This is a genomic window from Nocardiopsis deserti (genome assembly GCF_008638355.1).
Taxonomy (GTDB): Bacteria; Actinomycetota; Actinomycetes; order Streptosporangiales; family Streptosporangiaceae; genus Nocardiopsis; species Nocardiopsis alborubida.
On sequence record NZ_VWVS01000019.1, the window covers coordinates 128,899 to 142,957 of the forward strand.

At 69.3% G+C, this 14,059-nt stretch carries 13 protein-coding genes and 1 pseudogene; 8 read left to right on the forward strand and 6 right to left on the reverse strand.

Annotation, left to right across the window (positions count from 1 at the left end; all coding sequences use genetic code 11):
- Positions 1–122: 122 nt before the first annotated feature.
- A complete protein-coding gene (locus FYW99_RS25165; protein ID WP_061078807.1) occupies positions 123–599 on the forward strand; it encodes a MarR family winged helix-turn-helix transcriptional regulator in 477 nt (158 codons plus the stop codon).
- On the opposite strand, the gene FYW99_RS25170 is transcribed toward FYW99_RS25165, so the two are convergent.
- The 3 genes from FYW99_RS25170 to FYW99_RS25180 form a co-directional block, all read right to left on the reverse strand.
- Positions 508–849, reverse strand: coding sequence for a class I SAM-dependent methyltransferase (locus FYW99_RS25170; RefSeq protein ID WP_150254530.1), 342 nt, complete (start codon positions 847–849; stop codon positions 508–510). The two genes, FYW99_RS25165 and FYW99_RS25170, sit on opposite strands and share 92 nt — an antisense overlap.
- A gap of 250 nt (positions 850–1,099) precedes the next feature.
- Entirely contained in the window at positions 1,100–1,552 is a 453-nt protein-coding gene (locus tag FYW99_RS25175; protein ID WP_150254506.1) for a hypothetical protein, read from the reverse strand.
- A 457-nt stretch (positions 1,553–2,009) separates the two neighbouring features.
- The gene (locus tag FYW99_RS25180) at positions 2,010–2,585 is read right to left on the reverse strand and encodes a snapalysin family zinc-dependent metalloprotease (RefSeq protein ID WP_150254507.1); all 576 of its coding nucleotides are present in this window, start codon (positions 2,583–2,585) and stop codon (positions 2,010–2,012) included.
- A gap of 361 nt (positions 2,586–2,946) precedes the next feature.
- On the opposite strand from FYW99_RS25180, the gene FYW99_RS25185 reads away from it, so the two are divergent.
- The 3 genes and pseudogenes from FYW99_RS25185 (at position 2,947) to FYW99_RS33205 (ending at position 4,921) form a co-directional block, all read left to right on the forward strand.
- A complete protein-coding gene (locus FYW99_RS25185) occupies positions 2,947–3,549 on the forward strand; it encodes a helix-turn-helix domain-containing protein (RefSeq protein WP_150254508.1) in 603 nt (200 codons plus the stop codon).
- A gap of 178 nt (positions 3,550–3,727) precedes the next feature.
- A pseudogene (locus FYW99_RS33200) lies at positions 3,728–4,243 on the forward strand (SAM-dependent methyltransferase); the annotation flags it as partial.
- Positions 4,244–4,381: 138 nt separating this feature from the next.
- Complete coding sequence (locus FYW99_RS33205) at positions 4,382–4,921, forward strand: DinB family protein (RefSeq protein WP_223839559.1); 540 nt, start codon at positions 4,382–4,384, stop codon at positions 4,919–4,921.
- 172 nt (positions 4,922–5,093) lie between these two features.
- Here FYW99_RS33205 and FYW99_RS25195 read toward each other — a convergent pair whose 3' ends face one another.
- Together FYW99_RS25195 and FYW99_RS25200 are read right to left on the reverse strand one after the other, a co-directional pair.
- The gene (locus FYW99_RS25195; RefSeq protein WP_150254510.1) at positions 5,094–5,948 is read right to left on the reverse strand and encodes an AfsR/SARP family transcriptional regulator; all 855 of its coding nucleotides are present in this window, start codon (positions 5,946–5,948) and stop codon (positions 5,094–5,096) included.
- Positions 5,949–6,874: 926 nt separating this feature from the next.
- Complete coding sequence (locus FYW99_RS25200) at positions 6,875–7,885, reverse strand: aldo/keto reductase (protein ID WP_150254511.1); 1,011 nt, start codon at positions 7,883–7,885, stop codon at positions 6,875–6,877.
- Between the two features lie 382 nt (positions 7,886–8,267).
- Between FYW99_RS25200 and FYW99_RS25205 the strand changes: the two genes are divergently transcribed.
- Positions 8,268–8,873, forward strand: coding sequence for a TetR-like C-terminal domain-containing protein (locus tag FYW99_RS25205; RefSeq protein WP_150254512.1), 606 nt, complete (start codon positions 8,268–8,270; stop codon positions 8,871–8,873).
- Between the two features lie 404 nt (positions 8,874–9,277).
- A complete protein-coding gene (locus tag FYW99_RS25210) occupies positions 9,278–10,756 on the forward strand; it encodes an FAD-binding oxidoreductase (RefSeq protein ID WP_223839539.1) in 1,479 nt (492 codons plus the stop codon).
- Between the two features lie 72 nt (positions 10,757–10,828).
- On the opposite strand, the gene FYW99_RS25215 is transcribed toward FYW99_RS25210, so the two are convergent.
- Positions 10,829–11,128 carry a putative quinol monooxygenase gene (locus FYW99_RS25215; RefSeq protein ID WP_150254514.1) on the reverse strand — a complete coding sequence of 100 codons (300 nt, stop codon included), beginning with the start codon at positions 11,126–11,128 and terminating at the stop codon, positions 10,829–10,831.
- A 210-nt stretch (positions 11,129–11,338) separates the two neighbouring features.
- On the opposite strand from FYW99_RS25215, the gene FYW99_RS25220 reads away from it, so the two are divergent.
- On the forward strand, positions 11,339–12,142 hold the full coding sequence (locus FYW99_RS25220; RefSeq protein WP_150254515.1) for a thioesterase II family protein: 804 nt from the start codon (positions 11,339–11,341) through the stop codon (positions 12,140–12,142).
- An 81-nt stretch (positions 12,143–12,223) separates the two neighbouring features.
- The coding region (locus tag FYW99_RS25225; protein WP_150254516.1) for a type I polyketide synthase at positions 12,224–14,059 on the forward strand (1,836 nt) is incomplete at its 3' end.

Here is a 14,059-nt window from a genome sequence, read left to right on the forward strand (position 1 = left end):
GGATCCGGGCGGCTGCCATCCCGATGCGGCGGCGGTGTCGTTGAACCGTGCACCAAAAAGGTTAGCATCAGGCTAAGTATTTGGGTCCGGGGGTGCCCGTTGCGGCGCTCTATCATGGCGGCATGCGGCAACAGGTGTCCGAACAGGGCGAACACGAACGCGAACGCATCGTGCGCGAGATCCAGACCCTGAATGGGGCCATGGAGGAGACCGTGATGGCCGCCCTCCTCCAGAACCTGCTGTCGATGGACCTCACCATCCAGCAGCTCAGGGTGCTCATGGTCCTGGTCACCACGAAGGAGGGCGCGACGGGCAGGGGTCTGTCGGACTCGTTCGGCGTCTCCATGGCGTCGATGTCCGGCGTGCTCGACCGGCTCGTGGCCCACGGCGTCGCCGTGCGCTCGGCCGACCCCGAGGACCAGCGCGTCCGCCGCGTCCGCGCCACGCCCCTGGGGGCCTCGGTCGTGCGGCGCCTGATGGTGGCGCGGCCGTTTCGCGACGACATCCTCATGGGCCTGCCCATGGAGGACCTGCGCGCCCTCGAACAGGGGTTTCGCGCGGTGAGCAGGCAGATCTCCCGGCTGGGCGCACAGGACTGACCCGTCCGCCGGACGGGAAGGGGTGGAGCCGGGCGTCGCCCTGCGCGAACTCCGCGTTGCCCAGGCCCTCGGCGGCGGCGCTGCGGCGTGCGCGCTCCAGCATCGGCTCGGAGAGGTCGACACCGAGGGCGTGCCCGCGCCGGGCGGCCGAGCGGGTGGTCTGGCCGGTTCCGCAGCCGACGTCGAGCACATGGTGCGTGTCGGTGATCGCGGCGGCGTCGAGGAGGGTGTCGGTCTGGCCCGCGGCCATGGCGTCGTAGCGCTGGTGGTGCTCGGCCCAGTGGCGGCCGTCCGCGCCGTTCCAGATCCGGTACTGCTCGTGGTTGGCGATCCGTCCCCCCCGGGTGGGCTGCCTCTCGTCTCGGTGTACCGGAGACGCTGCCGCAACGCTCTGCCGCGTGACTGTCAGGCGGCGGTCCGGCGGGCCCGAAGTTCCTCCCACGGTCGGCAGCGAGGTGGCAGAGCTCCGCCAGACCGCTGGCCGGTTCGACACCGCGGTGTCAGTGGGCCCTGCCCATGAAGGTGACGGTGCGGGAGCCGACGTCGCCCGTGTCGCTCTCCAACGTGAGGGTGTAGGCCCACCACCGGCCCGACGCCGGTGACGGGCAGGAGTCCGCGACACTCGTGACCAGGCCCGCCGGTAGCCGGACCCTCTCTCCGCCCCGTTCGGCCAGGGCGGAGAGGCCGGACTGACGGGGTGGTACGCCGTAACGGCAGGTCGAGGAGAAGCTCAGATCCAACGGTGCGCCTGTCCCGTTGATGACCTGTACCCCCCACGTGACCCTTTCCTCCCCGTTGACGTTCCCGTGGGAGATGCTCAGGAGTTGGAGCCTGATTCCGCCGCCGTACTCGAAAGGACGGTTCGCCGGTACGAGCAGGTACCCGGCACCCAGAACGAGGGCGGTGAGGACGGCCACGAGCGTGAGTGCGACCCACGGCGCGAGTCTTCGCAAGGCGCCCTCCAGGGATCGGCGGCGCAAAGGCACCGGGGGAAGATGCGGACACCTTATCGTCACCTGACTTCTGGGTTCGTCGGGAGATCCGGCGTCGGGTGGCCGGGGGCGAGAATACGGAGTCCGGTGCCGGGGATTTTCTCGGGGGCGTGAGGACCCGTTTCGTGAGACCACGGGGGACCGGGACGGCCGGAGAGGATAGGTGCGGCAGGCCTTCGTGCTCGTGGGGCTCCGGCAGTTTCCTGACCCCGGTCTCCACCGGGGGCGCGTCGGGTGAAGGCGGACATCCCCGCCGTTCGCGGTGTCCCCGGCGGACGGGACCGCCGTCCGCCCGCGAGGGCCGGCCCCGCACGGGCGCACCGGGAGTGTGACGCCCCGGGCGCCGACCCGCCGGTGCGGGCCCGACGCCCGGGGACGTCGGGCCCGGAGCCGGTGCGCCCGTCCAGGCGCGGTCGGCTCAGAAGCGGTCGACCAGGAGCTGCCCGTCGGCGGCGCGCTGGCCGGTCCGGCCGCTGCCGTAGTTGGCCTCCACCCGCGAGCGCTCGGAGGCGTTGGGGTGGACGCTGGTGCAGTCCACGCCGCCGGTGGAGCCCGACATCAGCGACGAGCACGGGCCGGGCTTGGCGTCGGGCAGCCCCAGGCTGTGGCCGAGCTCGTGCGCGGCGATGCGCACCGCGTCGTAGCCCTGGGCGGTGCCCTGGCGGCCCATCCAGACGGTGACCTGCCCGCCCGGGCGCACCGGGCCCAGGTGGGCGCGGGGCCAGCCGTCGTCGGCGATGACGCGGATCTCGGCGCGCCGTCCGGCGGAGGCCGGCTCCAGGCGAACGTTGCTGACGCTGGAGTTCCACACGCGCACGGCCGAGGCGACGGCGGAGGTGTACTCCGCGGCCCGGCTGGCGTCGTAGTACAGGACGGTCTGGCGCAGCGGCTGGGACTGCTCCGCGGGCGCGGCGGTGGCCGGTGCGGTGCCCACCAGCGTCAGCGCCAGTGCGCTCAGGGCGATCAGGAGGGGCATGAGGACGCGTCTCAGCATGGGGGTCTCCCGGGGGTGAGGGTGCTGATGCTGTTTGGTGACCCGGTGGGGTCGGCTTGATGCTATGTGTAGTGGCGTGCTGTCACAAGGTGTGCGGTACGCCTGATTGAGGCACCGCGTACCGGTTTGGACGTCCTGGGGGCAGAGGGCGCGGTTCTGTCGGAAACGTCGGATGCGACGGAGGAATCCGTGCGGCTTGAACGCCGCGCGGTCACCCCCTGACCCATCGTCCCGCCCTGCCCCTGCCGCCCGCCGAGGCGGTGCGCGTGCCCGGCGTGCTGCTGACCCGCACCGACCCCGACGACGAGGCCGCACGGACGGACGGGCCGCCGTCCCCATCCCTGCACGGTAGGTTGCGGATATGGGTGAGAGCGCGAACCACCGTGCCGACGAGGACGACGCCGAGGTGCTCCGTGCCGTGGGCGCGCGGCTGCGGCGTCTGCGCACCCGGGCTCGGCTGACCCTCGCCGAGCTGTCGGAGCGTACGGGGATCACCCCGAGCACGCTGTCGCGCCTGGAGACCGGGCGCGTGCAGCCGACCCTGGGACAGCTGCTCCCGCTCTCGCGCGCGTACCGGGTGCCGATCGGCGAGCTGGTGGACGCGCCCAGGGTGGGCGATCCGCGGGTGCACCTGCACCCGGTGCGCCGCTTCGGCCTGACGTTCATCCCGCTCACCCAGCGCGCGGGCGGGGTCCAGGCGTACAAGGTCCTCTATCCGCCAGCGCGGACGCTGCCACCGCCCGAGCTGCGCACGCACGACGGACACGAGTGGTTCTACGTGCTCTCGGGAACCATCCGGCTGGTCCTCGGCGCCGAGCAGGACCTGCTGCTGGGCGCGGGGGAGGCGGCCGAGTTCGACACCCGGACCCCGCACTGGATCGGCAACCCCGCCGAGCACGGACCGGCGGAGACCATCGCGATCTTCGGGACCCAGGGCGAACGCGTGCACCTGCACGGGAGTTGAGGGGCCGGTCGCACGGAGCGGCCGGGCACCCGGCCGCGGTGGTCCCGTCCCCGGCCCGCCGGAAGCGGGGGCGTCGGGGGAGAGGCCGGGAACCACCGGCTCGCGCCGCGCACACGCGCTTTTGCACTTCTGCACGAGAGCTGGTCCCGCGGCGTCGGCAGAGCGAACACTGGCATCCATGGAAACAGACAAGAAGGACGCCTCGCCCAGCCGGGAGTTCTGGGAACGCCACTACGGGGGCGACGACCCCTCGACGCCACCGCCCGGGCCGAACGCGGCCTTCGCCGAACTCGCCGGTGAACTGGCTCTGGTGCCACCGCGGGAACCGGAACGCGGAGCGGGCGCGCACCGCGCCCTCGAACTCGCCTGCGGCCGGGGCGGAGACGCCCTGTGGCTGGCGGCCCAGGGATGGAACGTCACGGCCGTCGACGTCTCGGAGCACGTCCTCGCCGTGCTGACCGAGCGGGCCCGCCGGGCAGGGATCGAGGACCGCCTCACCACGCGGCGCCACGACCTGGCGTTGTCCGTCCCCGACACCGGGCTGTGGGACCTCGTCTACGCGAACTACTTCCACACCACGGTGGACATCGACCGTGACGCCGTTCTGCGCCGGGTGTCGCGGTCGGTGGGCGAGGGCGGACTGCTGGTCGTGCTCGACCACGCGTCCAGCGCGCCCTGGTCCTGGGAGCAGCGCGACGACTTCCCCTCCCCCGAGGACCTGTGGCGGTCGCTGGACCTGGGAACCGACTGGACCGGCCTCGTGTGCGAGCGGCGTTCGCGGACGGCCCACGGACCCGACGGTCGGAGCGCGCGGGTGAGCGACAACGTGGTGGTGGCCCGGCGCCGCACGGGGGCGACGCCGAAGGGACCCGCGAAGACGCCCGCCGCACAGCCGCGCCGACGCGACCAGCCCCCGCCCAGGACCGGGCCCGGAGAGAAGGAGGTCCTCACCGGGTTCCTGTCCTACCTGCGCGAGGGCGTCCTCGCCAAGCTGGACGGCGCGCCGGAGCAGCACGTGCGCGCCCCGGGCGTCGCGTCCGGCACGAACCTGCTCGGCCTGGTCAAGCACCTGGCCCACGTCGAGCGCTCCCTCTTCCTCGGGGAGGAGGTCAACGACTGGCAGGCCACGTTCCACGCCGACACGGGCGAGACCACGGCGGGCGTTCTGGAGGGGTACCGCGACGCCGTCGCCGCCGCAGACCGGGCCATCGCCGCCTGCGACGACCTCGGCCAGCCCGCGCACGCGGGGCACCGTAACAAGAGGGCCCCGTCGATGCGGTGGGCGCTCGTGCACATGATCGAGGAGACCGGCCGCCACGCAGGGCACCTGGACATCCTCCGCGAGCTGGTCGACGGCCGCACCGGACGCTGACCGCCACCGCGACGTGCCGGAGCGGGAGGGGTGGGGTGGGGTGGGGCTCTCGTCTCGCCCTGTGGCTGGGCCTGACAGCGGTACGCCAGAACGCGACCGTCTGTCTCGCCACCCGAACGGGGGCGGTGTACCGCACCGGGGGAGGGGCAGGCCCGACCGGTGCCGCAGGTGGCTAGAGGGAGGTCCTTCTGGAACCGGACGAAGCCAGGCTCTTGGGATCGAAGCCGAGAGCGCTGTACAGGGTCTCCTCGGACGCGTCCGCGTCGGCGAGGAGACGGAGTTCGGCGTCCTCTGAGAGGATGCCGCGCTGGAGGTCCCGGAGAGAACGGCACGGTTCGAGGCCCAGCTCACGGTTCAGCATCGCGCGCGCGGTGTGGTAGACGCGGAGCGCCTCGGCCTGGCGGTCAGCCCGGTAGAGCGCGAGCATGAGCTGGTGGTAGAACGCCTCCCGGAAGGGGTGCTCAGCCACCAGTCGACGAAGCTGCGCGATCAGTTCCCGATGCTCACCGAGTGCGAGACGTGACTCGACCAGCATCTCCATGGCTTCCAGGCGTATTTCGTCGGTCCACGCGACGAAACCGTCCAGGATCGGCCCTTTCGAGGATTCGTGGGGAACATTCCCCCTCCACGTGTCCAGCGCTGTTTCGAAGCTGCGGACAGCGTCGCGGTGGTGGCCGTCCCGGGAGAGACGGCGGCCTTCGTCGACGTGGCGCTGCAGATCGAGATAGTCAATTTGATCATCATCGATCTCCAGCGTGTACCCCGGGGCACGGGTGATGATGCGACGCGTCTTGTCCCCGGGCTGCCGCAGGAGTTTGCGTAGCTGTGAGATGTAGACATGCAGACCTGCGGTGGCCCTTTTGGGAGGGTGCTCTCCCCACATCTCCAGTATTAACTCATCTATTGAGACGACTTGGTTCGCCCGAATCAGGAACACGGTGAGAAGTGTCTCGATCTTGCGAGCCTTGATTTCAGTGTCGCCGTTTTCGCCTATAATGCGTAATGGACCCAGAATCTCGTAACGCAATTTTCCCCCGATGAGAAGAATTTCAAATAAACATTCCCCGCTGCTTTTGTCTGAGCTGGGCAGTGTGTCACGGGGGAGTGTTTCTTTTCGAAGGGTGAGTGGCGAGTATTGCCACACATGTTGTTCTGTTCATGGCTCGGAGTCGGCGATCGTGTGACGCACCGTATTCGACCGGGCGCGGAGTGCTCTCGTTGGTGAATTTGTGAATGATGGGGATCATTCGCTGTTGATGTTCTTGTTTTGGCTGGTCAGGTCATCTTGATGATATATTTTGGAGTCTAGGATCCGAGTCTTCTGAGTGTCAAGTGATTACTACTCCGATGTCCCTTCCGGGCGGCGTGGAGTTGGCCGGATGTGGCCATTGCCTTGGTGGTGTTGAAGCGGCGTGGTTGGGTGTCATAACCTCCTGCCGGAGGTATGTAAAATCCTTGCGAAGCTTCGGATTCTGATGTTCCTCACCGCCGGGGGAAGCTGGGGGAAGTTTCAGGGAATGCGTAGGAAGTTCCTGGTGTTCGCTTGGCCGTCCTGCTGTGTGGAAGTCGAACACGAGCGCTGCTCCGCCGTCCTGCGGCTGTGCTGCTGTCGTCGGTTCGGGGTAATCCACTCGCGGAACACCAGAGAAATATGAATGATATTCACGATATCGGTGCCTGCTGGCCGAAAGCCCGTTTTCGGAGCTGGGGCGCTTCCGGTGCTGATGGCCGAACATAAGTTCAGCGGGATCGGTTCGGCGGTACGCGGAAGCGCCAGGTGGGTCACGTCAGGGCCGGGGGGTCCAGGTTCCGCATCCGGACATCCAAAAGGGAAGGGTGGAGTCCACCCTTCCCTTTTGTCCCGTGCGTGGCGTGCCCTACGGGAACGCCGCTGCGTCACCGACGGAACAGGCTACTCTGGCGTCGGGAAATTCACGCCGTGTGTTCGAGTCCCTACTTCAGGCCGAACTGCTCCGCGATCTCCGGGGGCAGCGGGGGGCGGTTGGAGCCCTGGACCTGGCTGGCGATGGGCTCCAGCGCGGCGAGGTCCGAGTCGGTGAGCTCTATCTCGGCCGCACCCGAGTTCTCCTCCAGACGGGACAGACGACGCATGCTCGGGATCGGGACGACCGACGTGCCGAACCTCTCCTGCTGCTTCATGAGCCAGGCCAGGGCGACCTGCGCGCGCGTGGCGCCGTGAGCCTTGGCGATCTCCTCGATCGGACGCAGCAGGGAGGTGTTGTGGTCCCGGTTCTCCTCGTTGAACCGGGGGACGGCGCGTCGCACGTCCGCCTCGTCAAGCCCCTCGGAAGAGGTGTAGACACCGGTGAGAAAGCCCCTGCCGAGCGGTGAGTAGGCGACCAGCGAGGCGTTGACCTCGGCGCAGGCGGGAAGGACGGTCTCCTCGACGCCGCGGTCGAACAGCGACCACTCCATCTGCACCGCGGCGATGGGGTGCACCTGGGCGGCGGCACGGATCTGCTCCGGGGACACATTGGACAGACCGAGCGCACGGACCTTGCCGGCGGCGACCAGTTCGGCCATGGCGCCCACGGTCTCCGTGATCTCCACCTTCGGGTCGGGGATGTGGATGTAGTACAGGTCGATGTGGTCGACGCCGAGACGCTGCAAGCTCGCATCGCAGGCCTGGGGAACGTAGGCGGCCTCGCCGCGGACGTTCATGGTCATGTTGCCGTCGTCGTCCACGACGCCGCCGAACTTGGTCGCCAGAGTGATCTCGTCACGTCGGCCGGCGGCGAAGAACTGCGCCAGGAGCCGCTCGTTGGCGCCGGCCCCGTAGACGTCAGCGGTGTCCCAGAAAGTCACGCCGAGGTCGGCGGCGCGCGCCAAGGTCTTCAAGGACTCCTCGTTGTCGACCGGACCGTAGTGGTCGCTCATGCTCATGCAGCCGAGGCCGAGGGCCGATACCTCGGACCCCGAACCCCCGAGAGGAACAGATCGCATTGCCGCTTCCTTTCACTGACTCTGTCTTGCCTGGTGGAGCTGACACGCTTCGCTGGCTTCCCTGGCCAAGGACGTGCTGTCCGTGCTTGTCCGTGGCCTGGTTTCTCCGTGTGTCCGTGGCGCGGGCCGGGCACCGGACCCGCGGGAGCGGAGCACCAGCCGGCGCGCGGGGAGGGGCAGGTCCCTGCCGCCGGGTTGTTCTGGGGGTGATGTCCGGCCGACCAGGTCTCCCAGATGACCTCGGATGGTGATCCGCGCTATGGACACAGATTCCCGTGCGCCGCATAATGACGAAGGGACTTGGTAATAGTGAACGACCGCGTCCACTATTGCACGCGCCCTGCGCACCCGCAAGGGGTGAAATCAGTCATCGGAGGGTTTGATGGGTTCGTCGGGCACGGCCTCGGTTTCGGTCGACCGGTCGGGACCCCGCCGCCGAGGCGCGGTCCTGGTCGCCGCGATCCTCGCCGCCGCGCTGGACCAGTTGCGTGAGGTCGGCTACGCGTCCTTGACCATGGACGGGGTGGCCGCGGCGGCGGGCACCGGCAAGGCGGCTCTGTACCGGCGCTGGGGCAACAAGGACGAGCTGGTCCTGGACGCCCTGACCAGTGCGCTGCCCAAGCCGTCCGAGGTGCGACTGACCGGTGAGGCCCGTGCTGACATGCTGGAGCTGATGCGCGGTGTCCGTGAGGCTTTCGCCCTCTCCCAGGACGCCGCCTTCCGGGCCGCGAAGAAGGGTATCGACGGCGGCCTGGGACCGGTGGTCCAGGAACGCGTGGTCGAACCCACCCGTGCCCGCATCCTGGAGATCATCCGCGCGGGCGTCGAGTCCGGTGAGTTCCGTCCGGGGGCGGCCAACGAGCAGACCGTGAGCGTCGCTCCGGCCATGCTCGTCTACCACTTCGTCACCCACGGCCCCGACGTCCCGGACGCCTACCTGGAGGCGATCCTCGACGATGCCGTCCTGCCGATGATCCGCGCCGCTTAAGCGGGACGAAAGAACACCGTTAGGACCCCCGCCCACCATGGGCCGAGGATGCGCTGGACCGCGTTGTGCGTCGGCGATGGTTCGCGTTCGCCAAGCGGGTGGGTCGGGAGCGTCGTCTGCTGGACCGTGCCTCGCGTGACCACTGCTCCTCCGTCGCGCCTCCCCCTGCCCCAGTGTGTCCTTGATGTGCGTTTTGCACGGCCTGGGGTCGTGCCGTTGTCCGCGGCCGGATTCCAGGTCCCCCACTGGAAAGGACAAGTGTGATGGTTCATCTCACCAGGAGAGGCGCCCTTCGCGGCGCCGCCGTGGCGGCGGGGCTGAGTGTGGTCCCAGCCCTGGGGGGTCCGTCAGTGCCGGCCGCATGGGGTGACGTCTCCGGCGGTGCCACGGGATCGCCGGTCAAAGTGACTCCGAACGACCCCTTGTACGACGAGCTGGTGTTGAGGGGGTACAACCGCAGAGCGGTCGGTACACCGGACTACGTCTACCTGGTCGAGTCGGCCGACGACGTGGTGGTGGCCGTCAACGACGCCGTGCAGAACGGCAAGCTCCTGAGCGTCCGCAGCGGCGGCCACTGTTTCGAGACCTTCGTCGACGACTCCGACGTGCGGGTCATCATCGACATGTCCCGTATGACCGGCGTGACCTACGACTGGCGGCGTAGGGCCTTCCTGGTGGAGGCCGGGGCGACGCTGGGGCAGATCTACACCGACCTCTACGGCGGGTGGGGAGTCACACTTCCGGGTGGTTGGTGCCCTGACGTCGGTGCGGGCGGGCACATCATGGGCGGCGGATACGGGCCGCTGAGCCGTCTGCACGGACTTTCGTCCGACTACCTGCAAGCGGTGGAGGTCGTCGTCGTCAACGCTTCCGGTGAGGCGGAGACGGTCGTGGTGTCGCGGGAGGACTCCGGTTCGGCCAGGGACCTCTGGTGGGCGCACACCGGCGGTGGCGGCGGTAATTTCGGCGTCGTCACCCGTTACTGGTTGCGTGATCCGCACGTGAGGGCCAGGGCCAGGGCCTCGGCCCAGTTGCCCAACCCGCCGGAGTCCGTCCTGTCGTTCTCGGTCAACTGGTCCTGGGACGGTATCGACGAGGCGGTGTTCACCCGGCTCATGCGCAACTACATGGACTGGTGCGAGGAGCACAGCGCGGTGGGCGCGGCCGAGGCCCCGCTCTTCAGCGAGCTGTACGCCTACCGTCGCCCCTCGGGGGTCATCCCCATGCTCGGCCAGGTCAATCTGGGCAGCGGCGGAGAGGAGATGCTGGCCGACAAGGTCGCCGCGATGGGCGCGGGGCTGTCGCTGTCGCCGATCGAGGTGGTGGACAGGGTTCCCTGGGAGACCGTGGTGCAGACCGGGCCGCCCGGGGGCGGCGACACCACCAAGTACCGCGCCAAGATCAAGGCCGCCTACCTCCGGTCGGGGTACACCGACGCCCAGCTGTCGACCGCCTTCAGGTACCTGACTGATCCCGGGTACACCAATCCGTTGGGCGCACTGGGCTTTCACGCCTACGGTGGGCGGGTGAACGCGCTCGCTCCCTCGGACACCGCCCACGTCCAGCGCGACTCGGTGATGAAGCTCAGCTACCTGACCGCCTGGCAGGACCCCGCCGAGGACGCGGAGCACATGCGGTGGATGCGTGAGTTCTACCGGGACGTGTACGCCTCGACGGGCGGTGTGCCGGTGCCGAACTCCGCCAATGACGGCGCGTACATCAACTACCCCGACTCGGACCTGGCGGACCCCGCCTGGAACACCTCGGGAGCGCCCTGGTCCGAGCTCTACTACAAGGGCAACTACGCGCGGCTGCAGAGGACCAAGGCGTGCTGGGACCCGCATGACGTCTTCAACCATGCCCTCTCTGTTCGAGCCGACTAGCTCCGCCTGCTCCGCCACCGACCCGGTCGTCCGTCGGTCCCGCACTGGGCCCGGGCGGCCGGGTCCGCGGTGTTACTCGGCCGTCGCCATGGGCGCCGACGAGACGACCACGAACCGTTCGACCAAGACGCTCCGGAACGGGCCGACATCGTCGGGGATCGGCGGCATGGCAGCCAGGTGCGCGGCGAGCTCCTCCTCCGACTCCCAGCGCTCGAAGACGTTGACGCGGTCGGGCGCGACGGGGTCGGCGCTGACCACGTAGTCCAGGCAGCCAGGCTCGGTGCGGGCGCGCCGGATCTCGGTTTCGAACCAGCGCAGCAGCTCCGCCCGGCGTTCGGGGTCCGTTCTTCCGGAACCGGCGACGATCAGCATGTGCAACCTCACGGCGTCGACGACTTCGGGGAACCGTAACACAGAAGCGGGATGTTTGTCCCGCATTATCGGGATGATCGTCCCGCTTCTTTGCGGTCGGCTCGCCGACTGCCGAACCAAGGTCCGGCCAAGGATCGTTTTAGCCGTGGATCCCACGATGGCGGTCCCGCCCGGGACACCGCGATGCCCACCTGTCGCACGAGGAGCTCCATGCCGACCACGACGGACACCACCTGGCTGCGCCGCTACCACTCCGCGCCGGAGGCCGCCGCCCGCCTCGTGTGCTTCCCCTACGCTGGCGGGGCGGCCAGTTTCTACCACCCCGTATCCGCCGCGCTGGCCCCGGACGTTGACGTGCTCGCGTTGCAACTGCCCGGCCGTCAGGACCGGCGTGGGGACCCCTGCGTCGACGACCTCGCCACCATGGCGGACCTGGTGGCCGACGTCCTCCGGGGTCACACGGACCTGCCGCTGGGGTTCTTCGGCCACAGCATGGGTGCGGTACTCGCCTTCGAGGTCGCCCGCCGCCTCGTCGAGGCGGGCGGCGGCCCCGACTTCCTCATGGTCTCCGGACGGCGCGCGCCGTCCCGCCGCCGCCCGGGCCGCGTTCACCTGATGGACGACGAGGGCCTCGTCGACGAACTCCGTCGCAACGGAGCGACCGACCCCCGGGTGCTGGACGACGAGGAGCTGCGGCACATGGTGCTGCGCTCGGTGCGCAACGACTACAGGGCTATCGAGACCTACGTCTGCGACGAAGGCGCCGTGGTCCCCTGCCCGGTTCACGTCCTGACCGGCCAGAGCGATCCGCAGACCACGCTCGACGAGGCGAGGGCGTGGGAGGAGCACACGGAGTCCACGTGCACCGTCCAGGAGTTCTCCGGGGGCCACTTCTTCCTGACCGGCCACGTGGAGACCATCAACGGCCTGATCAGAGACGCCTTCACGAAGAGCGGACGAGCCGCCGGGGCCACCGTCCCGGACAGAGGGCCGTCGGCGCCGCGACGGCTTTAGGCCGCGCTAAGGGGACCGTTAGGGACGGCGTCGACGCTGTTCGCAGTCGTCCGTTCGCAACGAGAGTGGGAATGACGCCGCATGAGCACGGGGAACAACGGCACGGGTGCGGGTAACGAGGAGAAGCTCCGCGACTACCTGCGGCGTGCGACCACCGACCTCCGGCAGACGAGGAACCGCCTGCGCGAGATGGAGGCCCGGGAGAGCGAGCCGATCGCCATCGTCGCCATGGACTGCCGGTTCCCCGGCTCCGTGCGATCCCCGCAGGACCTGTGGGACGTCGTCGCCGAAGGGCGCGACGTCATCTCGGAATTCCCGACCAACCGCGGCTGGGACCTGGAAGGCCTCTACGACCCGGATCCGGAGCACTCCGGTACCGCCTACACGCGTCACGGCGGGTTCCTGCACGACGCAGACGAGTTCGACCCGGTGTTCTTCGGGATGAGCCCGCGTGAGGCGATGAGCACGGACCCGCAGCAGCGGCTGTTGCTGGAGACGTCGTGGGGGGTCTTCGAGCGCGCGGGGATCGACCCGGCCGCGCTGCGCGGCACCCGTACGGGTGTCTTCACCGGCGTCATGTACAACGACTACGGCTCCCGCCTGCACCGTGTCCCGGAGGGATACGAAGGCACCGTCATCAGTGGTAGCGCTCCGAGCATCGCGTCGGGCCGGGTGTCGTACACGTTCGGGTTGGAGGGTCCGGCGGTCACGGTGGACACGGCGTGTTCGTCGTCGCTGGTGGCGATGCACCTGGCCGCCCAGTCGCTGCGCCAGGGCGAGTGCGCGCTGGCGCTCGCGGGCGGTGTCACCGTCATGGCCAGTCCCGATGCCTTCGTGGAGTTCAGCAGGCAGCGCGGACTGTCCCCGGACGGCCGGTGCCGCTCGTTCGCGGCCGGGGCCGAGGGCACCGGGTGGGGTGAGGGCGTCGGCCTCGTGCTGTTGGAGCGCCTGTCCGACGCCCAGCGCAACGGGCACCAGGTCCTGGCGGTCGTACGGGGTTCGGCGGTGAACCAGGACGGAACCACCAGCCAGCTGTCGGCGCCGAACGGTCCGTCGCAGCAGCGGGTGATCCGGCAGGCGTTGGCGAACGCGAAGCTGGGTCCGGGTGAGGTGGACGCGGTGGAGGCGCATGGGACGGGGACCCGGTTGGGGGACCCGATCGAGGCGCAGGCGTTGCTCGCCACCTACGGGCAGGGTCGTGTGGAGGACCGCCCGCTGTGGTTGGGCTCCGTGAAGTCGAACATCGGTCACACGCAGGCCGCGGCGGGTGTGGCGGGTGTGATCAAGATGGTCATGGCCATGCGGAACGGGAGCCTGCCCCGGACCCTGCACGTGGACGAGCCGACGCCTGAGGTGGACTGGGAGTCGGGTGCGGTCGAGCTGTTGACCGAGAACACCGTGTGGCCGGGCCTGGACGCGGACGCGGAACGTCCCCGTCGTGCGGCGGTGTCGTCGTTCGGCATCAGCGGCACGAACGCGCACCTGATCCTCGAACAGGCTCCGGAACCGGAAACCGAGGCATCGAAAGAGCCGGGCAGCTCCCCGGCGCCCGGGGGCACAGGCACGATCGTTCCACTGATCCTCTCCGCGAAGACCGGCGCGGCATTGGCCGACCAGGGGCGGCTGCTGGGAGAGCACCTGGCGGCGAACACGACCGTCGCGCCGACCGATGTGGCGTTTTCGTTGGGGTCCTCGCGTGCGTTGTTCGATCACCGTGCGGTGGTGACGGGGACCGGTCGGGAGGAGTTGCTGGGTGGGTTGGTCGCGCTCGCGGAGGGGCGTGATGCGGCCAATGTGGTGACGGGTGTGGCTGGTTCCCCGGGCCGGGTGGCGTTGTTGTTCACGGGTCAGGGCAGTCAGCGTCCGGGTATGGGTCGGGCTTTGTTCGAGGTGTTTCCGGTGTTCGCGCAGGCTCTG

What these genes read in the sequence shown, in the direction of transcription:
- FYW99_RS25165 (WP_061078807.1), top strand. Translation starts at nt 123, where the DNA reads ATGCGGCAACAGGTGTCCGAACAGGGCGAACACGAACGCGAACGCATC.
- FYW99_RS25170 (WP_150254530.1), bottom strand. Translation starts at nt 849, where the DNA reads ATGGCCGCGGGCCAGACCGACACCCTCCTCGACGCCGCCGCGATCACC.
- FYW99_RS25180 (WP_150254507.1), bottom strand. Translation starts at nt 2,585, where the DNA reads ATGCTGAGACGCGTCCTCATGCCCCTCCTGATCGCCCTGAGCGCACTG.
- FYW99_RS25185 (WP_150254508.1), top strand. Translation starts at nt 2,947, where the DNA reads ATGGGTGAGAGCGCGAACCACCGTGCCGACGAGGACGACGCCGAGGTG.
- FYW99_RS25200 (WP_150254511.1), bottom strand. Translation starts at nt 7,885, where the DNA reads ATGCGATCTGTTCCTCTCGGGGGTTCGGGGTCCGAGGTATCGGCCCTC.
- FYW99_RS25205 (WP_150254512.1), top strand. Translation starts at nt 8,268, where the DNA reads ATGGGTTCGTCGGGCACGGCCTCGGTTTCGGTCGACCGGTCGGGACCC.
- FYW99_RS25215 (WP_150254514.1), bottom strand. Translation starts at nt 11,128, where the DNA reads ATGCTGATCGTCGCCGGTTCCGGAAGAACGGACCCCGAACGCCGGGCG.
- FYW99_RS25220 (WP_150254515.1), top strand. Translation starts at nt 11,339, where the DNA reads ATGCCGACCACGACGGACACCACCTGGCTGCGCCGCTACCACTCCGCG.